Below are 25,241 nucleotides of genomic sequence, written 5' to 3' on the forward strand. Positions count from 1 at the left end.
CCAACCCCGGCGGGGCGCTACCGCCCGTCGTCGGCGACCAGCCGGCCGGCGCGGCGGGCCACCTGGATCCCGCCGGGGAGGTGGGCGGCCCCCTGCCCGCGCCAGTCGGTGACCAGGGCGTCGAGGGCGACGACGTGCCGGTGCGACAGTGCGGCGGGCGACGCGCCGAGTTCCCGGGCCCAGGCGTGCAGCACCCGGGACCGGACCGCCGGCGCCAACCCGGCCAGCGCCACGACCGAGAGCCCGCCCCCGTGGGCTCGCACCCCTGCCGGCAGGCCGCTGCCGGCCAGCGGCGCCGACGCCGGACGGACCAGTCTCCCGAGGGCGTCCGACGGTGGGACGGGCACCGCATCGCGTCCGCCGTCGCCGCCCGAGCCGTCGATCACCTCGTCACCAGCCAGGGCGGCCAGATTCCCGAGGGCATCCGACGGCGGGACCGGTGCCGCGTCACCCGCCAGGGCGGCGGCGGCCAGATCGTCGAGGGCGGCGGCATCGGCGGCCACCAGCCGGGCGGTGCGCGCCAGGTTGTCCACCACCCCGGGGCCGAGCGCCCGGACCAGCGCGGGCAGCGCTTCGGCGCGGACCCGGGCGCGGGCGTACGAGGGGTCGGTGTTGTGCGGGTCCTCCCACGGCGTCAGCCCGAGCGCCGCACACGCCTTGCGGGTCTGCTCCCGGCCGACGTCGAGCAGGGGGCGCAGCAGCGGCACCCCGGCCAGGTCCCGCCGGGGCGGCATCCCGGCCAGCCCGCGCGGGCCGGCGCCCCGGGCGAGCGCGAGCAGCACCGTCTCCGCCTGGTCGTCCCGGGTGTGCCCGGTGAGCAGCGCGGCGGCCCCGTGCCGCCGGGCCGCCTCGGCCAGCGCCTGGTAGCGAGCCTGGCGGGCGGCCGCCTCCGGGCCGCCCGGGCGGCCGGCGACCTCGACGCGTACCGCCTCGACCGGCGCGAACCCGGTCGCCGCGGCCCAGGCCGCGACATCGGCGGCCCGCCGGTCCGAGCCGGCCTGGAGGCCGTGGTCGACGGTGACCAGGCCCGCCCGGCGGCCGAGCCGGGGCGCGACGAACGCGGTGGCGGCGGCCAGGGCGAGCGAGTCGGCCCCGCCCGAGCAGGCGACGAGCACCGGGCCGTCCCCGGTCAGCCCGGTCAGCGCCCGGCGGACGGCGGCCCGCAGCGCGGCGACCGGCGGGGCGAGCGCGGCCATCGGCGTACGGTCAGCCGACGGTCGGGGTGGCGCCGGTGGGCCCGTGCACCCGGGCCACCCAGGCGTCCGGGTCGCCCAACTCCTCCAGCCGGGGCAGGGTGAGCGGCGAGCCGAAGATCTTGTTGAAGCCGTCCATGCCGACCCGCTCGACGACGCCGTGGACGAACTTGCGGCCCTCGGCGTACTGGCGCATCTTGACCTCGATGCCGAGCAACCGGCGGACCGCCTTCTCGAGCGGGTTGCCCGCCTCCCGGCGCCGGTTGAACGCGGCCCGGATGCGCTCGACGCTCGGGATCACCTGCGGCCCGACGCCGTCCATCACGAACTCGGCGTGCCCCTCCAGCAGCGTCATCAGCGCGGTGAGCCGATCCAGCACGGCCCGCTGGGCGGGGGTCTGCACGAGATCCAGCACGCTGGTCCGGCTCTCCGGATCCCGGATGGCGTCCGAGAGGGTGCCGACGCCCCGGCGCAGCCGCTCCAGCAGGTGCTCGCCGCCCTGCGAGGCGTCCACGAACGCCTGCACCTCGCCGAGGAAGTACGCCCGCACCCAGGGCACGGCGGTGAACTGCGTCCGGTGGGTCACCTCGTGCAGGCAGACCCAGAGCCGGAAGTCGCGCGGGTCGGCCTCCAGCTTCCGCTCGACCTCGACGATGTTCGGGGCGACCAGCAGCAGCTGGCCCGGGTCACCGGAGAAGACCTCGTACTGGCCGAGGACCCGGCCGGAGAGGTACGCCAGCACGGTGCCCGCCTGCGCCCCGGTCAGCCGGGAGCCGATCGCCTCGGTGAGCGGGCCGGGCCGCTTGTCGCCGGAGAGCCGGCTGACCAGCGGGCCGATGACCTCGCGCAGGCCGGCGATGTTGGCCGCCGCCCAGTCCCGCCGGTCCACCACCCGCACGGGCGGGTGCGCGACCTGGGAACGCAGCCCCGTGTAGTCGGCCACGTGCCCGGCCGCCTCGTCGGTGAGCCGCCGCAGCTCGGAAACCACCTCGGTGGCCTCCGCGTACGACACCCGGGGCCCCGACTTACCCAGCGCCCCCGCGGTCGCGGCGGCCAGATCCCAGTCCACGAACTGCGCCATGGACCCACCGTACCCGCGTCGGAACACCCCGGCCGCCGACGATCAGGCGCATACCGCCCGCAACCGCCACCAACCGGCCGCGAGGGCGGCGGTCAGCGGCAGCCGCAGCCGGCGAGGGCGGAGGCGATGCGGTCGAGGGCCTGGCGCGTCTCGTCCGTGGTGCCGGCGGGGGCCTGGTCGGTGAGCACGGCGAAGCTGAGCAGCCGGCCGTCCCTGGTGGTGACGAGCCCGGCGATGGCGTGGACGCCGGTCAGCGTCCCGGTCTTCGCCCGCACCACACCGGCCCCGGCCTTCGTCTCCGTCGCCTGGTACCGCCCGTCCAGGGTGCCGGACCAGGCGGCGACCGGCAGGCCGCCGAAGACGGCGGCCAACTCCGGGTGGCTGCCGTTGCCGGCCAGCGCGATCAGGTCGGTCAGCAGGGACGGGCTGATCCGGTTGTTCCGGGACAGCCCGCTGGCGTCGGAGAGGCTGATCTCGTCGGCCGGCAGGCCCAGCTCGCCGATCACGGCGTCCATCGCCGCCGCGCCGCCCGCGAACGACCCCGGCTGGTTGCGGGCCAGCGCCACCTGCCGGGCCAGCGCCTCGGCGATCACGTTGTCGGAATCGCTGATCATGATGTCGACCAGCCGGATCAGCGGCAGCGACTCCACCCGGCCCAACTCGGCGCCGGGCGTGGCGGCGCCGGCCGGGCCCCGTTGGTCGCGGGCGCCTTGCCCCGCTTCACCTCGGCGGCGTCCCCCGAGAGCCCGAGCAGCCTGGCGAACGCACGCCCGGCGGTCAGGTCCGGCTGCGGCGACCGCTCGGCCCACCCGTGCGAGTCGTCGAAGTTCTTCCGGGCATCCTCCGGGTCCGTGCGCGCGCCGTCCGTCATCAGCGCGGTGATCGCCGCGCCGAAGCCACCGGTCGGGATGTCGGAGTCCCAACCCGGCCCGTACACGGGGCCGGGGAAGAGCGAGGAGTCGACGGTGACCTTGGTCGGCTCCGCGCCGCCGAGGGCGTGCTTCACCTGCTCGGCCAGGTCGTCGAGGCGGGCGGCGCCCGGGTAGAAGCCGTCGCCGTCCACCGCCAGGGTGGGATCGCCGCCACCCACGAGCACCACCTCGCCGGGCGCGGCGCCGGCCACCGCCCGCGTCGGGATGCGGTAGCTGGGGCCCCGGGCGGCCAGCACGGTCACCGCGGTCGCCAGCTTGGTCACCGAGGCGGGCACCGTGCCGTCGTCACCGCCCCGGGTGTAGAGGGAGTCGCCGTTCGCCACGTCCGCCACCGACACGTTGACCCGGTCGCCCAGCTCGGGGGCCCGGACCAGGGGGTCGAGCGCGGCGCGTACCCCGTCGGGGGTGGGCGCCGGCGCGGCCGGGTCCGCGGCGGCGAGCACCGGCACGGGGGCGGGCTCCGCGGCGTCGGCGGTCGCCTTCGGGTCAGCGCCGCCCCCGCCGAGCCAGCCGGCCACCGGGCCGGGCCGGACCACGGCCAGCCCGGCCCCGACCAGGGCGAGCAGCAGCACCACGGCCAGTACGGCCAGCGGGAGCCGGCGGCGCCGTCGGGCGGGCGCCGGGGGAGGCCGGGCGGCGGCCCGGCCTGGGGAACGGCCGACGTCGGGGGCGGGACGTCCACCGGGATGCGCGAGGAGGCGGTGAGGTCGGCGGCCGCCGGGCTGGTCGGGGCCGCCACGGGGGCGGCGGCGGCAGGTCGCCCGGCGCGGTCAGGGCACCGCCCGCGGACGCCGCGGCGGCCGGATCGGGCGTACGGGGCAGATGCGCCCCGGGCACCGGAAACCGGCCGTTGACGCGTCCGGACGGCGAGCGCCCGTTCTGCCGTCCGTCAAGACCCTCCGGGCGGTAGTGTGAATCTTCCCTCCCCACGGCCCCCTCCTCCCCGTGCGGAAACAGCTTGGGTGACACTACTTCGGTCCGAACACTATGCGGCGGCCGGAGCCCGCGGGTGCATTCACCCGTACGGGGGGCGGCGTCACTGGTTTCCGTTAGCCAGCGTGGGCAAACGAGGGAGCGTGGGAAATGGATTTCGACGTCACGGTTGAGATCCCCAAGGGTCACCGGAACAAGTACGAGGTGGACCACGTGACCGGTCGCATCCGGCTGGACCGCACCCTCTTCACGTCCACCCAGTACCCGGCGGACTACGGGTTCATCGAGGGCACCCTGGGCGAGGACGGCGACCCGTTGGACGCTCTCGTGCTGGTCCCCGAGCCCACCTTCCCGGGCTGCCTCATCCGCTGCCGCACCATCGGCATGTTCCGGATGACCGACGAGAAGGGCGGCGACGACAAGGTCCTCTGCGTGCCCTACGAGGACCCGCGCCAGGAGCACCTGCGCGACATCCACCACCTGGGCGAGTTCGACCGGCTGGAGATCCAGCACTTCTTCGAGGTGTACAAGGACCTGGAGCCGGGCAAGTCGGTCGAGGGCGCGACCTGGGTCGGCCGGGTCGAGGCCGAGGCCGAGATCCGGGCGTCCTACCAGCGCGCCAAGGAGGCCGAGGAGCGCGGCGAGTCCGCGCACTGAACCCAGCGGGAGCGCGGCGAGTCCGCGCACTGAACCCAGCGGGAGCGCGGCGAGTCCGCGCACTGAAACCAAACGACGTCGACGGGCCCGGGGGCCGCTCAGCCGAGCAGCCCCCGGGCCCGTTCGTACAGGTCGAGCACCGCGCAGGCGACCGGCACGACGGCCACCACCAGCGCGGTGTCGGCCAGGTCGGCCGCCCGACCGACGTACGGGGAGACGGGCCGCCGGGCGTACGCGGTGCCGGCCGCCACGGCGGTCAGGGCCACGGCCGCCCCGCCGGCGGCCAGCAGCAGCCGGTCGGTCGGCCCGGAGCCCGCGGCGAGCACCCCGCCCAGCAGGGCGTACCCGGCCAGCCCGGCGGCCACGGCGGGCACCCGCTGGCGCACCGCCACGAAGAGCCGGGAGCGCAGCAGCAGCACGGCGGAGGCGACCGCCACGAGCAGCCGGCCCGCCGTTCCGCCCACCGTGGCGAGCACCGCCGCCGCCCCGGCCACCAGCACGGCGTGCCCGAGCAGCATGCCCGTGAGCATCTCCTCGGTCCGGGCCACCGCCGCGTGCACCCGGGCCCGGTCCGGCAGGTCCCGCGCCGCCGCCGCCCCGGGCGACGCGTCCCCGGGCAGGGTGATCGGCGGCAGCGGCAGCTTGCCCAGCCGGATGGCAACCAGTGGCAGCGCGCCCAGCGCGAACACCAGGGCGGACAGCAACACCGCCGCGGCGCCCTCCGGTGGCAGCGCCAGCGCGCCCAGGGCGGCGAGGGCGGCACTCGCCCCGACGGTCGCGCCGGCGACGAAGACCCGGACCCGGCTGGCCACGCCGAGCAGGCCGAGCACCGCCGCCAGCAGCAGCGCGACCGCGCCGGCCAGCAGCTCGGGGGCGCCCAGCCAGGGCAGCGCCCGCAGCGGGCCCACCGGGTCGCCGGAGCTGACGGCCAGGGCGCCGGCCACGGCGGCGTACGGCAGGGCGTAGCCGCCGAGGGTCGCGCCGGCCGCGCCGTCGCCGTACGCCCGGGAGGCGGCCGTGCCGGCGAGGGTGAGCAGCAGCGCCACCGCGACCGCGACGGGCCAGCCGGCCCGGTACCCGGGCCCGGCGGCGAGCACGGCGAGCAGCCCGACGGCGAGCGGCACCCCCGCACCGGCCAGCGCGGCGGCCCGGGTGGCGGTCGGGGACCAGGCCGCGCCCCGCCGGCGGGCGCCGTCGACGATCGCCTCGACCACGTCGTCGTACTCCAGCTCCGGCCACTCGGCGCGGGCCGGCACCAGGTGCAGGACCTCGCCGTCGCGGACGCCCTGCGGCAGCAGCGCCTGGGCGGTCAGCAGCGCGCCGCCGTCGGCCCGCCGCAGCAGCCAGCCCCCGTGCCGCTCCCCGTCGTCGGCGAGCCCCTCCCCCGCGTGCCGCAGCACCTCCGGCAGTAGTTCGGCCAGCGGCACCTGCTCAGGCAGGGCGATGTCCACCCGCCGTCGGGGGGCGCTGATCGTGACGCGGGCGAGCCCGGTTGCCATCGGTCTGTCTCCATGTCGAACGGAATGGGTGCGGCGCGGACGACAGGACTTTACCTACGATGAGCCAGGCTCGGGTTACCGAGCGCTGTGGGGAGGCCGAGTGTCCACTGTCGTCGTCAAGCGACCGCCCCGGCGTCCGGCGCCGGAGATCCCGGTGGGTGAGCTGCCCGTCGACGCGCCGCCGGAGATCCCCGCCGTCACCGGCGGGCGCTGGCAGCAGGCGCTGATGGTGCTGCCAATGCTCGGCGGAACGGTGGCCATGGCGATGATGTTCGGCCGCGGCGGCGGGGCGTACTCGTACGTGGTCGGCGGCATGTTCGGGCTCTCCTCGCTGGCGATGCTGGTGACCTCGTGGGGCAGCGCGTCCGGCACGCCGAAGAAGTCGGAGATGATGGCCGCCCGGCGCGAGTACCTGCGGCACCTCACCGGGCTGCGCCGCCGGGTCCGGCAGGCCGCCGGGCAGCAGCGGGCGGGGCTCTGCTACCGCCACCCGGACCCCGGCCGGCTCTGGTCGACGGTCGACAGCCACCGGGTCTGGGAGCGCCGCCCGACCGACCCGGACTTCGCGGTGGTCCGGGTGGGCGTCGGGCCGCAGACGCTGGCCACCCCGCTCGTGCCCCCGGTCACCCGCCCGCTCGAGGAGTTGGAGCCGATGACCGCCGACGCGCTGCGTCGGTTCCTCGACGCGTACTCGGTCGTGCCCGACCTGCCGGTGGCGCTGTCGCTGCGCAGCTTCGCCCGGGTGTACGTCCGGGGCGAGCCGGCCCGGCACGACGCGGACGGTACGGTCCGGGCCGGCACCGGGTCGCCCGACGCGCAGGCGCTGGCCCGGGCGGTGCTCACCCAGCTCGCGGTGTTCCACGCCCCCGACGAGCTGCTGATCGCGGTCTGCGCCGGCCCGGAACGGCGGCCGCTGTGGGAGTGGGTCAAGTGGCTGCCCCACGCCCAGCACCCCACCCGCTCCGACGCCCTCGGTACCGTCCGCCTGGTCACCAGCTCCGCGGTGGAGCTGGAAGGGCTCCTCGACGAGGTGCTGGCCACCCGGTCCCGGTTCAGCCCGGCCGGCCCCGCCACCGACGGCCCGCACGTCGTCGTGGTGCTCGACGGCGGAGACCTCACCGGCGCGACCGACCTGACCGGCGACGGCGGCATCGACGCGGTCACCGTCGTCGACCTGGACACCCCGCCGCCCCGCCTGCTCGACCGGTACGCCCTCCTGCTCGACCTACGCGGCGGCCGGCTGTACTCGCACTCCGCCGACGGGGTCGCCGAGGTCGGCGTCCCCGACCGGCTGGCGCCGGCCGACGCCGAGGCGGTCGCCCGACGGTTGGCCCCGCTGCGGCTCGCCACCGCCGTACGCGGGCCGGACGCCCCGGTCAACGCCGAGCTGGGCCTGCCCGAGCTGCTGGGCGTGGGCGACCCGGGGAACTTCACCGCCGAGCAGGGCTGGGCGCCCCGCTCGGCGCGGGACCGGCTGCGGGTGCCGATCGGGGTGGGCACCGACGGTGGCGCGATCGAGCTGGACCTCAAGGAGTCCGCGCAGGACGGGATGGGCCCGCACGGCCTGCTGATCGGGGCGACCGGCTCCGGCAAGTCCGAGCTGCTGCGCACCCTGGTGCTCGGGCTGGCCGCCACGCACAGCTCCGAGCAGCTCAACTTCGTGCTGGTCGACTTCAAGGGCGGGGCAACGTTCGCCCCCTTCGAACGGCTGCCGCACACCGCCGCGGTGATCACCAACCTGGCCGACGCGCTGCCCCTGGTCGACCGGATGGTCGACGCGATCAACGGCGAGCTGGTGCGCCGCCAGGAGCTGCTGCGCCGGGCCGGCAACTTCGCCAGCCTGCGGGACTACGAGCGGGCCCGGGCGGCCGGCGCCCCGCTGGCCCCACTGCCGTCGCTGCTGCTGATCTGCGACGAGTTCTCCGAGCTGCTGTCGGCCAAGCCGGACTTCATCGACCTGTTCGTGCAGATCGGCCGCCTCGGGCGGTCGCTCGGCGTGCACCTGCTGCTGGCGTCGCAACGGCTGGAGGAGGGGCGGCTGCGCGGGCTGGACACGCACCTGTCGTACCGGATCGGGCTGCGCACCTTCTCGGCGCTGGAGTCCCGGACGGTGCTCGGGGTGCCCGACGCCCACGAGTTGCCCCGCTCGCCCGGCCACGGCTACCTGCGCTTCGGCACCGACCCGCTGGTCCGCTTCAGGCCGCGTACGTCTCCGGGGCGCTGCGCCGTGCCGGCGGCGCGGCGGGTGCCGGCGGGCCGGCGCGCCGCGGCTGCTCGCCTTCTCCACGCACGTCGTGCCGGTGCCGGAGCCGGCCGCCCCGGCCCCGCCTCCCGCCGAGGAGGAGACCGGCGCGGAGAGCCTGCTCGACGCGCTGGTGGGCCGGCTGGCCGGGCAGGGCCCGCCGGCGCACCAGGTGTGGCTGCCGCCGCTGGACGAGGCACCGACCCTGGACGAGCTGCTCGGGCCGGTCGGCGCCGACCCGGCCCGCGGGCTGACCGTCGCCAACCCGGAGCTGCACGGCGCCCTCCAGGTGCCGGTGGCCGTCGTCGACAAGCCGTTCGAGCAGCGTCGGGACCTGCTCTGGCTGACCCTCGGCGGGTCGGCCGGGCACGTCGGGGTGGTCGGCGGCCCGCAGAGCGGCAAGTCCGGCCTGCTGCGCACGCTGGTCTGCGCGCTGGCGCTCACCCACACCCCGGCCGAGGCGCAGGTCTACTGCCTGGACTTCGGCGGCGGCGGGCTCGGCGCGCTGCGCGACCTGCCGCACGTCGGCGGGGTGAGCGGCCGGACCGATCCGACCGCCGTCCGGCGCACGGTCGGCGAGCTGGTCGGCCTGCTCGCCGACCGGGAGCGGCGCTTCGCCGAGCTGGGGGTGGACTCGATGGGCGCGTACCGGCAGCGACGCGCCGCCCTCGCCGCCGCCGGGCAGCAGGCCACCGACCCGTTCGGCGACGCGTTCCTGGTGGTGGACGGCTGGGACGCCCTGCGCAAGGAGTTCGAGGACCTGGAACCCCTGGTCACCGAGCTGGCCAACCGGGGCCTGTCGTACGGGGTGCACGTGGTGGCCAGCGCCCACCGCTGGATGGACTTCCGTCCGGCGGTCCGGGACCTGTTCGGCTCCCGCCTGGAGCTGCGCCTGGGCGACCCGACCGACTCGCTGCTGGTGCGCCGGAACGTCGCGGCGAGCGTGCCGGAACAGACGCCGGGTCGGGGCATCACGGCCGAGAGCCAGCACTTCCTCGCCGCGCTGCCCCGCCTGGCCGGGCTGGGCGGGGAGACCGGCGACCTGGTCAAGGCGGTCGCCGCGGCGTGGGCCGGCCCGGCCGCGCCCGCCGTCCGGCTGCTCCCGCCCGTGCTGCCGTACGCGGAGCTGGACCTGACCGCGTCGGCGGGGCTGGCGCTGCCGATCGGGATCGCCGAGGCCGACCTGCGGCCGGTGGCGCTGGACTTCGCCGCCGAGCCGCACCTGTTGGTCTTCGGCGACGCCGAGTGTGGCAAGTCGTCGTTCCTGCGGGCACTGGCCACCACCATCGTCGGCCGGTTCACGCCCAAGCAGGCCCGGGTGATCCTGGTGGACTACCGGCGCAGCCTGCTCGGTGCCGTCGAGACGGACCACCAGATCGGGTACGGCATCGACGCCGCCCACACCACCGCCCTGGCCGAGTCGGCCGCCGGGTACATGCAACTCCGGCTCCCCGGCGGGGACATCACGCCGGCGCAACTGCGGGAGCGGTCCTGGTGGTCGGGGCCGGAGCTGTTCGTGCTGGTCGACGACTACGACCTGGTCGCCAGCGCCCCGGTCAACCCGCTGCGGGCGCTGGAGGAGTACCTGCCCCAGGCCCGGGACATCGGGCTACACCTGGTGCTGGCCCGGCGGGCCGGCGGCGCCACCCGCGGGTACGACCAGTTCCTGCAGCGGCTCAAGGAGCTGTCCACGCCGGGGCTGGTGATGGCCGGCAGCCCCGAGGAGGGGCCGCTGGTCGGCCAGGTCCGGCCCGGCGCGCTGCCCCCGGGCCGGGCCCGGCTGGTGACCCGGCGCGAGGGCGTACGGCTGGTACAGCTCGCGTACCTTCCTCCGCAGTAGACGTTGTCCCCGGTTCGCCCCGTGGCGGACGGGAAAACCGGTAATCTCCGAGCAGCATGTGTCGGTGGTGAGGAATGGCTGGGGATGTGACTGGGGTTCGGCGCGGCCGCCCGCCGACGGGGCGGCGGTTCACCGGCCGGGCACTGCTCGGCGCGACGGTGGTCGCGGTGTCGGTCGCCGGTTCGGTGCCGCCGCCGGTCCATGCCGCCGCGCCCCGCCCCGCCGACCGCGCGCCGGTCGCCGCGGCGCCGGCGCTGTCGGCGCTGCCGGCATCCTGGTGGGCCGCGCCGGTCGACACGACGGCCCGCGCCGACGAGATCCGCGACGAGCAGTGGCAGCTCGACGAGCTGCGGGCGGCGACCGCCTGGCAGCACTCGACCGGGCGCGGTGTCACGGTTGCCGTGATCGACTCCGGAGTGGACGGCTCGCACCCGGACCTCGCCGGCCAGGTGCTGCCCGGCATCGACCTGGTCGGCGGCGGCGAGGGGGCCGACCCGGTCGGGCACGGCACCACCGTGGCCGGCCTGATCGCCGGGCGCCGCGACGACAAGCGGGGCGTGGTCGGGCTAGCCCCGGACGCCAGGATCCTGCCGGTGCGCGTCCTCGACGACGAGAACCGGTACGACGACGCGATCATCGTCGCCAAGGGCGTGCGCTGGGCGGTCGACAACGGCGCCCGGGTGATCAACCTGTCCCTCGGCGGCAGCGGCGACAGCCCCGCCCTGGCGGCCGCGCTGGACTACGCGTTCGCCCGCGACGTGGTGGTTGTCGCCTGCACCGGCAACCTGGCCACCTCCTCCGACGCCCGGGTCTGGTACCCGGCGCGCGAGCCGGGCGTCATCGCGGTCGCCGGCCTGGAGCGCGCCAGCGACGACCTCTGGCTCGGCTCGGTCACGGGTCGGGCCACCGTCCTCACCGCCCCGGCGACCGGCCTGGTCGGCGCCCGGCCCGGCGGATACTGGCGGGTGCAGGGCACCAGCTTCGCGTCCCCGCTGGTCGCCGCGACGGCCGCCCTGGTCCGGGCGCGCTGGCCGCAGTTGTCGGCCGGCGAGGTGGTCAACCGCCTGATCAGCACCGCCCGTGACCTCGGCCCCGCCGGCCGCGACGACAGCTTCGGGTACGGGCTGGTCGACCCGGTCGCCGCGCTCACCACCGACGTGCCGGCCGTGGGGCGCAACCCCCTCGACGACCAGTCCTCCCCCGGCGTGGTCGGCTTCGGCCCGGCCCCCGGCACCGCCCCGGACGGCCGGCTGGCCGGCGCGGGCAGCCCGCCCCCGACCTGGCCGCCGCTGGGCAGCACACCGGCTGGACGGCGCGGCCGGCCGGCGGCGGGCACGACTCCGGCCGGGAACGGCTGTGGGCGGGGACGGTGTTCTTCGTCGCCGTCCTCACCGGGACCGCGCTGATGGTTCGGCGCCTGCGTCGGTGGGGCCACTGACCGGCCCCCGTCGGCCCCGTCGCAGCCGCCCGGCCTGATCGGGTGCTGGGCGGGGTAGGGATGGGGGCATGAACGAATCAGGTCGCCGCGTCGAGGTGTCGACACGCCCGTCGTGGCCGGCCCGCCGGCTCGACCCCGACGCGTCCCTGGGGCTGCGGCTCACGCTCGCCGCCAGCGCGGCCTTCCTCATCCTGGTGCCGTTCGCCCTGCTCGCCGTGCTGGTGGTCGGATCCTGGCCGCCGCTGCACCGGCTGGACGCCGCGGTGACGCACGCCCTGCACGGGTACGCCCTCGGCCATCCGGCGTGGGTGCGCTTCATGACCGTGTGGACGAACGTCTTCGGCCCCGGCCCGCTGCGGCTGGCCACACTCGCGGTGGTGGTCTGGCTGTTCCACCGGGGCGCGCGACGGCTGGCCGGGTGGGTGGTCACCACGATGGTCGTCGGTGGCCTGCTCGGGCCGCTGCTCAAGCTGCTGGTCGGCCGCCACCGGCCGGATCTGCTCGACCCGGTGGCCTCGGCCGCCGGCTACGCGTTCCCCTCCGGGCACGCGCTGAACGCCACCCTGGCCGCCGGGGTGCTGCTGCTGGTCCTCCTCCCGTACACCCGGGGGCGCCCCGCCTCGCGGCGGGCGCTGTGGGCCGGTACCGTGCTGCTCGCGGGGCTGACCGGGCTGAGCCGGGTGGCGCTGGGCGTGCACTGGACCAGCGACGTGGTCGGCGGCTGGCTGCTCGGCGCGGCGACCGTGGCCGCGACGGCCGCGGCCTTCCGCACCTGGCGGGCCCGGACGGGCCGGCGGCCGGGGCACCTGGTCACGGAGGGCGTCGAGCCCGAACTGGCCGACCGGGGCGAGCCGCACCGGCCGGACGACGGCCGAGCGTAGCTCGGCGCGGGCCGGGGTAATGGGCGGGCCATGTCCGATTTCACGGTTGGGGCGCTGCGGCGGGTGGTGCTGCCGGTGGCTCTGCTGCTGTCGGCCATGGTGCTGCTGGGGGTCCTCGTCACCCGGGTGCTCGACCGGACGTGGCCGTTCACGGTGGAGGACGCGGTCAACCGCGAGCTGGCCGCCGACCGGACCGAGGGCTGGAACAACGTCTCGCTGGTGTTCAGCACCCTGGCCAGCACGCAGCTGATCGTCGTGGTCACCGTGCTGGTGGCCCTGGTGCTCTATCTGGTGCTGCGCCGCTGGCGGGAGCCCGTCTTCCTGTGCGCGGCGGTCAGCGCCCAGGCGCTGGTCTTCCTGTTGACCACGCTCGCCATCGACCGGCGTCGCCCGGCGGTCGAGCACATGGACGTCTCCCCGCCCACCTCCAGCTTCCCGTCCGGACACACGTCGGCGGCGGTGGCGCTCTACGTCGGCATCGCGGTGCTGCTCGCGGCTCGGGCGAGGGGCACCCGGGCGAAGGTCGCCTGGTGGTCCTTCCTGCTGCTGGTGCCGGTCGGCGTCGCGCTCACCCGGATGTACCGGGGCATGCACCACCCGAGCGACGTGGTCGCGTCGTTCCTCAACGGCGGCACCTGCGTGGTGATCATGGCGCGGGCCGTGCTGGACCGCGGGGTGCGGTGGGGGCGGCAGAAGCTGGCCACCGTCACGGGCCAGGCCGATGCAGCGGCCCGCGCCACCACTCCCGCCTCCTGAACCCGGCTCGGGGGTCGGTCAGGTGCACTTGCCGGTGCCGACGGCGCGGGTCCGCTCGGCGCCGGCGAGGGCCACCGGACGGGCCTCGGCGGCGGTCACCGCGAAGCCCGTGTGCGGGTCGTCCGCCGCCGCCGCGAAGATCACCCCGAGCACCAGCCCGTTCGAGGAGAGCAGCGGGCCACCGGAGTTGCCGCTGCGGACCCACGCCCGGATCGTGTAGATCTCCCGGGTGACGTCACCGGAGGAGTAGATGTCCGGTCCGGTGATCCGGTCGACGTCCCGGACCCGGGCCGACTGCGCGTTGTACGGACCGTCCAGCGGGAAGCCCAGCACGATCGCGTCCGCCCCGCTGCTCGCGTTGCCGGCGGCGAAGCGCAGCGACGGGCCGGGCAGCCCCGGCACCCGGAGCACGGCGAGGTCGCGGTCCGGGTCGTAGACCACCACGTCGCCGTCGTACCGGTCGCCGTCGAGTTCCACCGACACCGAGCGGGTGCCGGCGACGACGTGCGCGTTGGTCATCACCCGGTCGTCGGCGTACACGAAGCCGGAGCCCTCGATGCGGCGCGCGCAGCTCGGCGCGGAGCCCAGCACCTTGACGACCGAGCTCCGGCCGTTGGCCACCACCTCCGAGCCGGCGAGCGCCGGGTCCGGCGGGTCGACCTGCCGGGCGCGGGTCGGCGCGAGGTCGCCGAAGACGTCGGGGAAGCCGTTGGTGTCGACGGTGTCCCGCAGCGCGTTCGAGAGCTGTTTGGCCCGCTCGGGCATCACCTCGTCGACCACGGTCAGCAGGGCGCTGTTGCGCACCGAGGCGGCGAGCCAGGGCAGCGACGACGAACCGAGCGGCACCACCACCAGCCAGGCGGCCAGCAGGACGGCGACCGCCGAGACGAACACTCCGCCCACGTCGTCGGCGTGTCTGCCGATCTCACTGGTGATCGTCTTTCGCAGATGGGAGCCGACCCAGCCGGCCAGCGCCTGCCCCACCACCGCGAGCCCGAAGACGGCGGCCAGGGAGACCAGCACGCGCGTGCCGGGTTCGGCGAACTGCCGGGCCAGCAGCGGTCCGGTCTGGAGGCCCACGAGGACGCCCAGGAAGAAACCGGACAACGACAGCAGCCCGACCACGAAGCCCTGGTGGTATCCGCTGATCGCGAACACGAGCATGAGCAGGAGCAGGACGACATCCACGGCGGACACGGGTCAAGGGTACGGGCAGAGCGCACGGCTGACCGTCGGTCGCGGAACGTGACGGTCAGGTCAGCGGGCCGGCCATCTCGTCGACGGCGTCCGTGCCGGCCGACGGCGCTGGGGCGGCCCCGGTCGGCGGCAGGTCGACGACGCGGTCGCGCGGCCACGGGCGGGCCCAGCCGCCCATCTCCAGCAGGGTGGAGAGCACCCCGGCGGTGAAGCCCCAGACCAGCATGCCCCGGACGGAGAAGGCCGGGCCGATCCAGCCGCTCGGGTGGCGTACCCGCATCCGGTTGTCCGGGTCGACCAGCTCGTCGATCGGCAGGCGGGCGACGTGCGCGACCTCGGCCGGCTCCCGGGGGCGCACCGGGTGCGGCCGGTGCCACCAGCCGAGCACCGGGGTCACCACGAAGTCGCTGACCGGGATCCACAGCTTCGGCAGCTCGGCGAGCACGGTCACGCTGGCCGGGTCGAGGTCGACCTCCTCGTTCGCCTCGCGCAGCGCGGTGGCGGCGGCGTCGGCGTCGCCCGGGTCCGCCGCCCCGCCGGGGAACGCCGGCTGCCCGGCGTGGTTGCGCAGGGTGGCGGCGCGCTGCAGGATCAGCACGTCCGGGCCGGCCCCCGCCTCCTCGCCGAGCAGAACCAGCACGGCGCTCTCCCGCCCGCCGCTGGCCGGGGTGGCGATGCGGGTGAAGTCCTCGGCACGGGCGGTGCCGAGCCGGGCCAGCAGCGGGTCCAGCCACGGCGGCGGCCGACGGCTCAAGATCCCACCGCCACGCCCAGGTGCTCGCGGACGAGGGCGGCCAGGCGAGCGTCGTCCAGCGCGCCCGAGGTGTCCACGTGCCGGATCCGCCCGTCGCCGTCGACCAGCACGGTCAGCGGGACGGCGTTGCGTTCGAGCCCGCGCCGCAGGCTCTCCCCCTGGTCGAACAGGACCGGGAAGCGGATGCCGAAGTCCTCGCCGATCGACTGGGCGGCGTCCCGGGTGTCGCGGGTGTTCACGCCGATCACCTGGAGGCGCCCTGCCGCGCGCTCGCTGAGCCGCTGGAACGCGGGCAGCTCCTTGCGGCAGGGCGGGCACCAGGACGCCCAGAGGTTGATCACCGCCGGCCCCCGGATGTCGCGCAGCGCGACCGGCTCTCCGCCGGTGAAGCATGGCAGCGCCAGCTCGGGCAGCATCGCGCCGGCCGGCGCGGCGCCGGACGCCGTCCCGGCCGGACCGGGCGCGTCCGAACCCGCGGGCGCGGCCGAAGCGGAACCCGCGGGCGCGGCCGAAGCGGAACCCGCGGGCGCGGCCGAAGCGGAACCCGCGGGCGCGGCCGAAGCGGATCCTGCGGGCGCGGCCGAGGCCGGCGGCGCGGTCAGGTCCGCGCAGGGGCCGAACGGCGACGGCCGGGTGTTCTTCCGGGCCGCGCTGGGCGACGGCTCCTCCGCGGTGGCGGTGCAGGCGGCGGCGAGCAGGGCCACCGGCAGGAGCAGTGCGGCGAGGCGACGCTTCACGGCACCTCCGCCAGGATCGCCTGCTGCGGCACGAGCGCCGGGTCGACGCCCGCGGCCGCGGCCAGGTCGCGGGCCCGGGGGCCCTTGAGCAGCTTCGCGGCCACAGCCGCCTCGGTCGGCCCGGTCCCGTACGACGGGCAGAGCTTCGCCAGCGTGCACGCGCCGCAGGCCGGCTTGCGGGCGTGGCAGACCCGCCGGCCGTGGAAGATGATCCGGTGCGACAGCATCGTCCAGTCGCGCTTCGGGAACATCGCGCCGACCGCGTGCTCGATCTTGACCGGGTCGGTCTCGGCGGTCAGCCGCCAGCGGTGCACGAGCCGCTGGAAGTGGGTGTCGACGGTGATGCCGGGGACGTCGAAGGCGTTGCCGAGGATGACGTTGGCGGTCTTGCGGCCGATCCCGGGCAGCGTCACCAGGTCGACCAGCTTCCCCGGCACCCGCCCGTCGTACCGCTCGACGAGCGCCTGGCCCAGCCTGATCAGCGAGTTGGTCTTGTTCCGGTAGAAGCCGGTCGGCCGGATCAGCTCCTCCAGCTCCGCCCGGTCCGCCCCCGCGTAGTCCGCCGCCGTCGGGTAGCGGGCGAACAGCTTCGGGGTGACCTCGTTGACCTTCTTGTCAGTGCACTGCGCGGAGAGGATCGTGGCGACGGCCAGCTCCAGCGGGCTGGAGTGGTCGAGTTCACAGTGCGCGTCCGGGTGGGTCTCGGCCAGCACCCGGCCGACCTTCCGCGCGCGTCGGGTGCGCCCGAGGTCGGTCTCGGTGGCTCGGGAGGGACTGGTGGTCACGACGGCCAGCCTACGTCGGCCGGCCCGTGGGCCGGCCGGCCCGTGGGCCGGCCGACCCACGCCTACCCCTGCGTGATCCGGCCCCGGTCGTCGAAGCGGGCGCCGGTCTCCGGGAAGTCGCTGCGGCCGAGCTCCCGGACCAGGCCGAGGCCCCGGTCGTCCGGGTCCATGGTCGGCTTGCCGATCGAGTTCATGTACGTCGAGGTGAACGACCCCCCGGCCCAGCTGCCGTCGGGCTTGAGCGACACCTTGAGGACGCCGCCCCAGCCGAGCCGGCCGTTACCGCTCAGCTGGTTGCCGCCGCCGGCGAAGTTGCCGAGGCTGTACGCGATCAGCCGGCCCTTGTAGAACTCCATGCCGCGCAGCACGTGCGGGCCGTGCCCGACGATCAGGTCCGCCCCAGCGTCGATCATGGCGTGCGAGAACTTCATCGGGTCGCCCCGGTTCTCGCCCAGGAACATCTCGGTGCCGGGCCGCACCCGGGTCTTCTCGGCGCCCTCGCCGCCCATGTGCACCTGCACGACGACGATGTCCGCCATCGTGGCCGCCTTCTTGATCACTTCCTGGGCGGAAGCGATGTCGACGAGGCTGTTCGACCAGACGTACGACGAGAAGCCCGCCACCGCGACCTTGACGCCCTCGACCTCGACGACCGTGATCTGGTCGGGCGCGCCGGTGTGCCGCAGGTCGTACTTCTCCAGCGCGCGCTGGGTGTTCTGGTAGCCCTTCGGCCCGTAGTCGTAGCCGTGGTTGTTGGCCTGGTTGAGCAGCATGAAGCCGGCGTCGCGCAGGTGGGCGGCGTACTCCGGCGGGGCCCGGAACTGGAAGCAGCGGGTCGAGTTGGCGCCGCACTTGCCGGTGCCGGTGTCGACCGTCAGCGGCTCCTCCAGGTTTCCCATCACCAGGTCGGCCTCGAGCGCGTTCTTGACGGAGTCGAAGAAGCCCCTGCCCCCGTTGGGCGGGAGCCGGTTCGGGGCGTTTCCCATGATGATGTCGCCGGTGGCCGAGAGCGAGATGCTCTTCGCCTCGGCCTTCGGCGTGGTCGCGCCGGGGGTCGGGGAGCCGGTGGCGCCCGTCTTGCCGGTGGCGCCGCCCTCCGCCCCCGACTGCCAGACGGGGCCGTCGTCGGGGCCGGCGCAGCCGGTGGTGAGCAGCGCGGTGAGCAGGACGCCGAGCGCGAGCACGAGGCGGTGGCGCGGGCGGTTTCCGGAGCGGGCGGAAGCGGACATCGACCGCGACGCTACCGGCTGGGCGGCGCGTGGACGAGAACCGATCGGTCGGGAATTCATCGCGCCCACCGGTCCGACCACGGGACGACGGTGCCGGCCCCGCCGGCCAGCACGGCGGCGTACACGGCCCGGGCCAGCGGCGCGCCCCAGGTCGAGCGTGGCCCGCCGTACGCCGCCGGCGGACCGTCGGCCGGGCAGAGGACGGCGACCGCGTCGGTGGGGGTGCCGGTGGCGACCAGGCCCAGCTCACGGATCGCCTGGGCCTTCGCCTCGGTCGCGGTGGCCACGGCGTTGACCAGCGCCGCGTCGCCGAGCCGGGCGGGCACCTGGACCACGAGGTTGACCGTGCCGACGGGGTACCCGGCCGGCTCGGGCTCGCAGGCGGCGGCCTGCACCGGGGTGCCCAGCCCGACAGTCGCCCAGACGCGCACGCCGCCGTCGACACGGGCGACCACCTCGGCGACGTCGACCCCGGTCAGCAGGCCGACGCCGGGCCCGTCCAGGCCCAGCTGGTCGGCCAGTTCGGCCAGGTGCGCGGCCGGGTCGTCCCGGTGGTACGACATCGGCACTGTCGCGTTGACCGCCCAGTTCCGTACGCCGATCCCGCCGCCGAGCGGCGCGGAGCTGACCGCGAGCAGCGGCCGGTCGGGGCGCCAGACGAGCAGCGGGACGTCCCGCCCGTCCTCGCGGCGGCTGGTCAGGATGGGCTCGGTCAGCACGCGGCCGACCCTATGTCCCGGCCCCTCGGCACGGGCGTGCAGGTCCGGGGGGCGGCGGGGATCAGGGGTGCACTCTGATTACCGCTCACGTGCGCCTAGACTGGCCACGCGCGAGGGATCAGCGGACGGCATGCGCAGGCGGAGGTGCGGGATGGACGAGGTACTGGCTCGCAGCGGGATCTTCCAGGGCGTCGACCCGGAGGCTGCCGAGGCGCTCGCCAAGGAGATGGAGACGCTCGAGGTCCGCAAGGGCGAGGTCGTGTTCAACGAGGGCGAGCCCGGCGACAGTCTCTACATCCTCCTGTCCGGCAAGATCAAGGTCGGCCGCCGGGCGGCGGACGGCCGGCAGAACCTGATCGCCGTGATGGGCCCGTCCGACATGGTCGGCGAGTTGTCGCTCTTCGACCCCGGGCCGCGTACGGCGACCGCCACGGCGGTGACCGACACCCGGCTGGTCCGGCTGCGTAAGCAGGCGCTGCGGCCGTGGCTGAACAACCGGCCGGAGATCGCCGAGCAGCTGCTCCGGGTGCTGGCCCGCCGGCTGCGCCGGACGAACGACTCGCTGGCCGACCTGATCTTCACCGACGTGCCCGGCCGGGTCGCGAAGAACCTGCTCCAGATGGCCGGCCGGTTCGGCACCCGGGACGGTGGCGTGCTCCGGGTGACCCACGACCTCACCCAGGAGGAGATCGCCCAGCTCGTCGGCGCCTCCCGCGAGACGGTCAACAAGGCGCTGGCCGACTTCGCCTCCCGCGGCTGGCTGCGGCTGGACGGCAAGAGCATCATCATCCTCGACCCGGAGCGCCTGGCCCGCCGCGCCCGCGTCTGAGCCCCGCGTCCGAGCCCGGCCGCGCTCTGCCCGGCGCAGAAACGCTGGACGGGCCCGGCCGGCGGGCAGGACGGTGGGGCCATGCTGGAACGTGTCGCCGTCCTCTCCGACAGCCACGGTGCGCTGCCCGCGCTGGAGGCCGTACTGGCCGAGCCGGACGTGGCCGCCGCCGACCTGATCGTGCTCACCGGCGACATCGCCGCCGGCCCGCAGCCGGTCGAGGTGCTGGACCTCCTCGCCGACCTTGGCGACCGCGCCTGCTGGGTGGGCGGCAACGCCGACCGGGAGCTGGTCGAGGCGCGGGTTGGGAAGCCGTGTGGGATCGAGGTCACCCTGTCGGTGGCCGGGCTGGGGGACGTCCTCTTCTGCCACGCCACCCCCCGCGACGACGAGGAGGTGGTCCTCGTCGACACCCGGATGCCCCGGTGGGCGGAGGTCTTCGCCGACCTCCCGGCGGAGGTCACCACGGTGGTCTGCGGCCACACCCACATGCCGTTCACCCGGCTGGTCGACCGCCGCCTGGTGGTGAACCCGGGCAGCATCGGCATGCCGTACGGCGGGGCGGGCGCGTGGTGGGCGCTGCTCGGGCCCGGGGTGCAGCTGCGGCGTACCCCCTTCGACGTGGACGCGGCGTGCGCCCGGGTGGCGGCGGAGTCGGCGTACCCCGACGCCGCCGCCTGGGCCGACGAGTACCTGCGCTCCCGGCACAGCGACGCCGACGCGCTGGCCGTCTTCGGCCCCCGCGACGGCCGCTGAACCTGCCGGCGGGGGCCGGCCGCCGTGCTCGACCGTGCCTTACTCGGACGCTGTGGACCTGCCCCGTCCACGCTCCCACCTGAGGGGCAGGGCGCGCCGGACCTGCGACTTGGGGCGCGGCGAGCCGAGGGGTGGCCCCGTCCGCGGCTGCCCCGTCTGTGCGGGCAGCTCCACAGCGCCGCCGACAGCCACCCGCACCCCCGGCCGGGCCGGGCCGGGGCGGGCGGCGGGCGACCACGACCGTCGTGGCGGCCCGGGCCGGGTATCCCGGGGTGCCCAGCTGCACCACTACCCCACCAGGGCGGCCCTGGTCACCGCCGCCGTCACGCACCTGACCGAGCGCCGGGCGGCGGAGCTGCGCACCGAGGCGGAGGCCCTGCCCGCCGGCCCGCAGCGGCTCGACCGGGTGATCGACCTGCTCGGCGCGGCGTTCACGGGCCCGCTGTTCGTCGCGGCGCTGGAGCTTTGGGTCGCGGTGGAACTGGCCCGCCTGATGATCTACAAGGCGGCGAGCCTGTACGACGCCGGGCGGGACCTGGAGGCCGGGGTCTCCGCCAACATGGCCAAGTACGCCGCCGGCGAGGCCGCGGCGCTGGCCGTCGACACCGCCGTGCAGGCGCTGGGCGGGGCCGGCATGACCACCGAGTACGGCGTGGCCACCCTGCTGGGCGGGGTACGCGCCGGCCGGATCGCCCCGGTCAGCCGCGAGATGATCCTCAACTTCGTCGCCCAGCACGTCCTGGACCTGGAGAAGTCGTACTAGGCGGTGGTGCGGCAGCCGGCGTCGATGCGGTGCACGGGGCGTACCCGCCGACCCAACGCCTCCAGCAGCGAGTCCTCCACGTGGAAGTCGTGGACGCGCAGCCGGTGCCGGGGCAGCTCCTCCTCGCTCGGGCAGAGGACCTGGCCCTGCACCTGGTCGATCGGCACGTACCGGACGCCGCCGCGCTCCTGGAGGAGCACCATGTTGACGTCGTCCACGACCACCACGTGCCCGCGGACGTCCTCGGTGACGCCGGGGCCGTTTCCACGGTGGTGACGGTCAGCGGCAGCACCGGCGTGGTGATCACCGGCAGCGCCGCCCAGACCAGCATGGCGAGCACGGCGGCCTCGGTGATCGAGGCGAGCGGCCGGATCACCGCCCCGGGCAGCGGACCGGCGATGGCGAGCGCCAGCACCGGCGGCGCGAGGAGCAGCGCCAGGACCAGGTGCTCCCCCTGGCGCCAGGCGTCCAGCAGGGTCGGCGCCAGGAGGAAGAGGTACCCGCCGAGCAGGGCGGCGACGATCAGCACCCGGGCCGGCATCAACTCGTGCAGCCGCTCCGGGCGGAGCTGGAACGCGGCGACGAACGCGGGCAGCAGCAGCGGAAGGTAGAGCAGCCGCCAGGTGACCAGCGCCAGCAGGAAGCTCGCCACCACGAACCAGGCCGGGGTGATGTCCGCCCAGCGGGCGAACAGCGGGCGGCGGTGCCCCGGCAGCCGGTCGACGCTGACCCCGAGCACCGCGCCGAGGGCGAAGACGGCGACGAGGCCGGTGGAGAGCAGCCGGGCGGCCGTGGTGAGGAACCCGGCGAGCAGGTTGACCGGCCCGACGTTGGCGACCAGCAGGAGGGTGGTCTGGAGCTCGCCGCCGGCCTCCACGCCGAGCCGGAGCACCGAGAAGACGGCGGGCACGCCGACCACCGCCGTCCAGAACGACTGGCTGGCCCGCGCCCTGCGCTCGTCCGGCGTCGGCGTCGGAACGGTCCGGGGCGCTGGCGGGCCGGCGTCGACGTCGCTGCCAGCGGTGGCCGCCGGGACGGTCATCGCCGGGGCGCCTTGTCGTCGAAGTCGACCAGCTCCGGCACGTCCAGTGGCTGCGGCTGGCTCTTCGGGACCTTGAGCCACGGCCCGAGGGTCCGGTGGTACGCGGTCAGCCACGGGCTGCTCAGCCCCTGACGCCCCTGGAGGTAGCTCTTGTTCAGGAAGAACGCCACCAGGTCGCGCAGCGCCGGGTCGCCGATCGGCACCCCGACGCCCAGCAGCTCGCTGGTGCCGAAGGGCATGTCGACGATGAGCAGGTCCTTCGGATGCTGGGAGAGGAAGCCGGCAAGGATCGTCTCGTCCGAGCTGACCGCGTCGTAGCGCCCCTCCATGATGCCCTGCACGCAGTCGCCGACGTCCTTCACCACGGACGCCTGGATCTGGTGGTTCCGCAGCTCGGCCTGGGTGGTCGAGCCGCCGCTGGTGCAGACCCTGATCTCCTTGTTCTGGAGGTCCTCGATGGTGCGGACCCTGTCCCGCAGCCGGACCGGGATCATCGTCTCCTGGGTGGTCACGAAGTAGGGCCCCGCGAAGGTGACCTGCGTCTCGCGCTGCTCCGTCATCGAGAAGCTGGAGACCACCATGTCGACCGTGCCCCCCTGGAGGGCGGGGATGCGGTCCTCGGTGGCCAGCGACACCCACTCGATCCGCTGGTCGCCCTCGAAGCCCAACTGGGCGGCGAGGTACCGGGCGATCTCGATGTCGAAGCCGACGTGGGCGCCGCCGCTCAGCTCGCCCATCAGCGGCTCGGTGGTGGACACCCCGATGCGGATCTTCGGCTGGCCGTAGACGTTCGACTCGCGCAGCTTCTCCGCCACGGACGGGAGCTTCGGGGGCTGCCGGCTGTCGCACCCGGCGGCAGCGGCGAGGGTCAGGGTTAGGGCGACCGCCGCGGTGGTGGCGACGGACCGGATCCGGGACCGGGTGAGGAACTGGCTCATCGGTGACCTCGCTGACCAATGCACCTGCGGAAGACCGAGAGTAGCGGTTCCCGTCCATCCTCGTGGTCACCGGGCGGTCGCGCCGGTCGTTTGTGGACGATAGGTGGAGCGCGCCGTGGCCCGGGGGTACGGCGGACGCCCCGCGGGTCCCGTTTGGTCGGTTGGCCGGTTGACAGGCGCGCCATCCTTGACGGGTGATTCGAATCCCTCGGCCAACCGCACTCGCGGTGGCGGTCGCCACGTCGCTGGCGGCGGCAGCCCTGGTCGCGGCGCTGCTCTCGTGGCGCCCGAGCAGCATGGTCAGCGTGGTCCTCGCCCTGCTCTGCGTCCTGCTCGCGATGATCGCCGGAGTGGCGGCGACGGACGTCCGGCAGCGCCGCGAGGAGGGCCGCTCGGGCGCCGACTCCGAGCCGGCGCAGTGGCCGGGCCGGCCGGCCAGCGGCGGCGTGGACGCCGACACGCTGGAGGCGCTGGACAGCCGGGACGCGCTGCGCGCGGTCGAGGAGCGCCGCCGGGCGAGCGGGCTCAGCGACCGGTGAGGGTCGGCTCGTACAGCCGGTCGACCCCGCGCCCGGCCAGGCAACGGTAGGTCCGCTCCGGGTCGGACTCCGTCGGCGGCAGGACCTCCAGGTGCCAGCCGCTGGTGTACGGGATTCCGCTGGTCAGCCGGAACGTCACGGGGTTGCAGACCTGGCGCACCGCAGGGTCGGCGGTCACCTCGTCGTGCCGCGCCCCGACCAGTGCGGCGGGCAGCTCACCCTCGGCGTACGTCTCCCAGGTGTGTCGGCCGTCGCAGGGCAGCCGAGGCGCCTCGGCCCGGCTGCCGCGTACCCGCATCGGACCGAAGCACTCCAGGTCGGCCGTGCAGAACGCGCCCGCCGGCAGGGCCTTCGCCCCCGGTGAGCCGGCAATGCACCCCGGCAGCGTTCCCCAGCCGCCGGCCGGGGACGTGGCCGCCGTGCTGACCACCGGCTCACCCGTCGGCGTGGCCGGTGCGCCGCCCGCGACCCAGGCGCCGGCGCTGGCCGAGGCGGCCAGGGCGAGCGCGCCGGCTCCGCCGAGGAACCACCGCCGCCGCCACCGCCGGCGGGGGCTCGGCACGGTGGGGTGGGCGTGGCCGGCGGAGGCCGGGCCGCCCGCGGACGGACCGCCCGAGACGGGGGCGCCGCTGACCGGCGCGCTCACCGGGTCCAGCGGCAGGGCGGCGAGCAGGCCGCGCAGCTCCACTGCGGACGGCCGCTCCCCCGGGTCGTTCGACATGCCCGCCCGGAGCACGTCGATCAGCTCCTCGGGCACCCCGGGGAGCCCGGGGATCGGCTGGTGGAACATCTCCAGGACGGTGACCAGGCTGGGGTTGCGCTCGGACTGCCAGCGCGGCGGGCGGCCGTACATCACCGCGTAGAGGGTGGCGCAGAGGGCGTACACGTCCACGGCGGGCGACGGCGGGCTGTGGTTGAACATCTCCGGCGGCGCGTACGCCGGGGTCAGCACCTCCAGGGTCACCGACGCGTCGCGCACCTCGGCCAGCACGGCGAGCCCGAAGTCCGCCAGCACCGCCGGATTGAAGTGGGAGTACAGGATGTTGGCGGGCTTGACGTCGCGGTGCAGCACGCCGTTCGCGTGCGAGTGGGCCAGCGCGTCGGCGATCTTCACCCCGAGGTCGCGGGTCTCCGCCGGGCCCAGGGGCGAGGTGCGCATCCGCTCGGCGTACGACCCGTCGCAGAGCTCCATGATCAGGTACGGGTGCCGGTCGACGGTGACCCCGACGTCGAAGAGGTCCACCACGTGTGGGTGGGACGACATCTTCCCGGCCGCCCGCGCCTCGCGCAGGAACCTGGCCTGGTCGCGCTCGTTGTCGAGCGTGCGGTTCTCGACCTTGACCGCCACCTCACGCCCGACGGAGATCTGGGTGGCTCGGTAGACGGTGGCGTAGCCTCCCCGGGCAAAAACCTCCAGATCGGTCAGACCGGGCACGATAGGCAGCCGCAGGGCGCCGGGCGGGGTGTCGGTCACGGCTCGAAAATACCCAATCGCCCCGGG

18 protein-coding genes and 4 pseudogenes are annotated in these 25,241 nt (G+C 75.5%); 9 read left to right on the forward strand and 13 right to left on the reverse strand.

The window, feature by feature from the left end; translation table 11 throughout:
• Nucleotides 1-17: 17 nt before the first annotated feature.
• The 3 genes and pseudogenes from tilS to dacB all read right to left on the reverse strand — a co-directional run bounded on the left by tilS (nucleotide 18) and on the right by dacB (nucleotide 3,796).
• Complete coding sequence (gene tilS, locus JD77_RS09625) at nucleotides 18-1,196, reverse strand: tRNA lysidine(34) synthetase TilS (protein ID WP_145773968.1); 1,179 nt, start codon at nucleotides 1,194-1,196, stop codon at nucleotides 18-20.
• Nucleotides 1,197-1,206: 10 nt separating this feature from the next.
• Nucleotides 1,207-2,274, reverse strand: a complete 1,068-nt coding sequence (locus tag JD77_RS09630; protein ID WP_145773969.1) for a zinc-dependent metalloprotease — start codon at nucleotides 2,272-2,274, stop codon at nucleotides 1,207-1,209.
• A 92-nt stretch (nucleotides 2,275-2,366) separates the two neighbouring features.
• Nucleotides 2,367-3,796 (reverse strand): annotated as a pseudogene (gene dacB, locus JD77_RS35105) (D-alanyl-D-alanine carboxypeptidase/D-alanyl-D-alanine endopeptidase).
• 493 nt (nucleotides 3,797-4,289) lie between these two features.
• On the opposite strand from dacB, the gene JD77_RS09640 reads away from it, so the two are divergent.
• Entirely contained in the window at nucleotides 4,290-4,796 is a 507-nt protein-coding gene (locus tag JD77_RS09640; protein WP_145773970.1) for an inorganic diphosphatase, read from the forward strand.
• 98 nt (nucleotides 4,797-4,894) lie between these two features.
• Here the strand turns inward: JD77_RS09640 and eccD are convergent, their stop codons facing one another.
• Nucleotides 4,895-6,295, reverse strand: a complete 1,401-nt coding sequence (eccD, locus tag JD77_RS09645; protein WP_145773971.1) for a type VII secretion integral membrane protein EccD — start codon at nucleotides 6,293-6,295, stop codon at nucleotides 4,895-4,897.
• A 100-nt stretch (nucleotides 6,296-6,395) separates the two neighbouring features.
• Here eccD and eccCa point away from each other — a divergent pair.
• The 4 genes and pseudogenes from eccCa (at nucleotide 6,396) to JD77_RS09665 (ending at nucleotide 13,452) form a co-directional block, all read left to right on the forward strand.
• A pseudogene (gene eccCa / locus JD77_RS09650) lies at nucleotides 6,396-10,377 on the forward strand (type VII secretion protein EccCa).
• Nucleotides 10,378-10,451: 74 nt separating this feature from the next.
• Nucleotides 10,452-11,815, forward strand: a pseudogene (gene mycP / locus JD77_RS09655) (type VII secretion-associated serine protease mycosin).
• A gap of 68 nt (nucleotides 11,816-11,883) precedes the next feature.
• Nucleotides 11,884-12,696 (forward strand): phosphatase PAP2 family protein, encoded by an 813-nt coding sequence (locus JD77_RS09660; protein WP_145773972.1) that lies wholly within the window; start codon nucleotides 11,884-11,886, stop codon nucleotides 12,694-12,696.
• 30 nt (nucleotides 12,697-12,726) lie between these two features.
• Nucleotides 12,727-13,452 carry a phosphatase PAP2 family protein gene (locus tag JD77_RS09665; RefSeq protein WP_145773973.1) on the forward strand — a complete coding sequence of 242 codons (726 nt, stop codon included), beginning with the start codon at nucleotides 12,727-12,729 and terminating at the stop codon, nucleotides 13,450-13,452.
• A gap of 18 nt (nucleotides 13,453-13,470) precedes the next feature.
• Here JD77_RS09665 and JD77_RS09670 read toward each other — a convergent pair whose 3' ends face one another.
• From JD77_RS09670 to JD77_RS09695, 6 genes are all read right to left on the reverse strand, one after another.
• The gene (locus tag JD77_RS09670; RefSeq protein ID WP_145773974.1) at nucleotides 13,471-14,649 is read right to left on the reverse strand and encodes a MarP family serine protease; all 1,179 of its coding nucleotides are present in this window, start codon (nucleotides 14,647-14,649) and stop codon (nucleotides 13,471-13,473) included.
• A 55-nt stretch (nucleotides 14,650-14,704) separates the two neighbouring features.
• Nucleotides 14,705-15,403, reverse strand: a complete 699-nt coding sequence (locus JD77_RS09675; protein WP_145773975.1) for an NUDIX hydrolase — start codon at nucleotides 15,401-15,403, stop codon at nucleotides 14,705-14,707.
• A complete protein-coding gene (locus JD77_RS09680) occupies nucleotides 15,400-16,140 on the reverse strand; it encodes a TlpA family protein disulfide reductase (protein ID WP_246140588.1) in 741 nt (246 codons plus the stop codon). Before JD77_RS09680 ends, JD77_RS09675 begins: the two co-directional genes overlap by 4 nt.
• On the reverse strand, nucleotides 16,137-16,925 hold the full coding sequence (gene nth, locus JD77_RS09685; protein WP_145773976.1) for an endonuclease III: 789 nt from the start codon (nucleotides 16,923-16,925) through the stop codon (nucleotides 16,137-16,139). Before nth ends, JD77_RS09680 begins: the two co-directional genes overlap by 4 nt.
• A gap of 62 nt (nucleotides 16,926-16,987) precedes the next feature.
• Entirely contained in the window at nucleotides 16,988-18,154 is a 1,167-nt protein-coding gene (locus JD77_RS09690; RefSeq protein WP_145773977.1) for a CapA family protein, read from the reverse strand.
• Nucleotides 18,155-18,210: 56 nt separating this feature from the next.
• Complete coding sequence (locus tag JD77_RS09695) at nucleotides 18,211-18,873, reverse strand: adenosylcobinamide amidohydrolase (RefSeq protein ID WP_145773978.1); 663 nt, start codon at nucleotides 18,871-18,873, stop codon at nucleotides 18,211-18,213.
• A 151-nt stretch (nucleotides 18,874-19,024) separates the two neighbouring features.
• On the opposite strand from JD77_RS09695, the gene JD77_RS09700 reads away from it, so the two are divergent.
• The 3 genes and pseudogenes from JD77_RS09700 to JD77_RS09710 form a co-directional block, all read left to right on the forward strand.
• Nucleotides 19,025-19,702, forward strand: coding sequence for a Crp/Fnr family transcriptional regulator (locus JD77_RS09700; protein ID WP_088981720.1), 678 nt, complete (start codon nucleotides 19,025-19,027; stop codon nucleotides 19,700-19,702).
• 81 nt (nucleotides 19,703-19,783) lie between these two features.
• Nucleotides 19,784-20,458, forward strand: a complete 675-nt coding sequence (locus JD77_RS09705) for a metallophosphoesterase family protein (protein WP_145773979.1) — start codon at nucleotides 19,784-19,786, stop codon at nucleotides 20,456-20,458.
• Nucleotides 20,459-20,927: 469 nt separating this feature from the next.
• A pseudogene (locus JD77_RS09710) lies at nucleotides 20,928-21,221 on the forward strand (acyl-CoA dehydrogenase family protein); the annotation flags it as partial.
• Here the strand turns inward: JD77_RS09710 and JD77_RS09715 are convergent.
• Nucleotides 21,175-22,263: a hypothetical protein gene (locus JD77_RS09715; protein WP_145773980.1), complete on the reverse strand. Its 1,089-nt coding sequence runs from the start codon at nucleotides 22,261-22,263 to the stop codon at nucleotides 21,175-21,177. The pseudogene JD77_RS09710 and the gene JD77_RS09715 overlap by 47 nt on opposite strands.
• Entirely contained in the window at nucleotides 22,260-23,201 is a 942-nt protein-coding gene (locus tag JD77_RS09720; protein ID WP_145773981.1) for a transporter substrate-binding domain-containing protein, read from the reverse strand. The genes JD77_RS09715 and JD77_RS09720 overlap by 4 nt, the downstream gene beginning before the upstream one ends.
• Nucleotides 23,202-23,395: 194 nt before the next feature.
• Here JD77_RS09720 and JD77_RS09725 point away from each other — a divergent pair, with 194 nt between their 5' ends.
• Nucleotides 23,396-23,740 (forward strand): hypothetical protein, encoded by a 345-nt coding sequence (locus tag JD77_RS09725; RefSeq protein ID WP_145773982.1) that lies wholly within the window; start codon nucleotides 23,396-23,398, stop codon nucleotides 23,738-23,740.
• Here the strand turns inward: JD77_RS09725 and JD77_RS09730 are convergent.
• Nucleotides 23,727-25,214, reverse strand: a complete 1,488-nt coding sequence (locus tag JD77_RS09730; RefSeq protein ID WP_145773983.1) for a serine/threonine-protein kinase — start codon at nucleotides 25,212-25,214, stop codon at nucleotides 23,727-23,729. The genes JD77_RS09725 and JD77_RS09730 overlap by 14 nt on opposite strands.
• Nucleotides 25,215-25,241 lie beyond the last annotated feature (27 nt).

This window comes from Micromonospora olivasterospora (genome assembly GCF_007830265.1).
Lineage (GTDB): Bacteria > Actinomycetota > Actinomycetes > Mycobacteriales > Micromonosporaceae > Micromonospora > Micromonospora olivasterospora.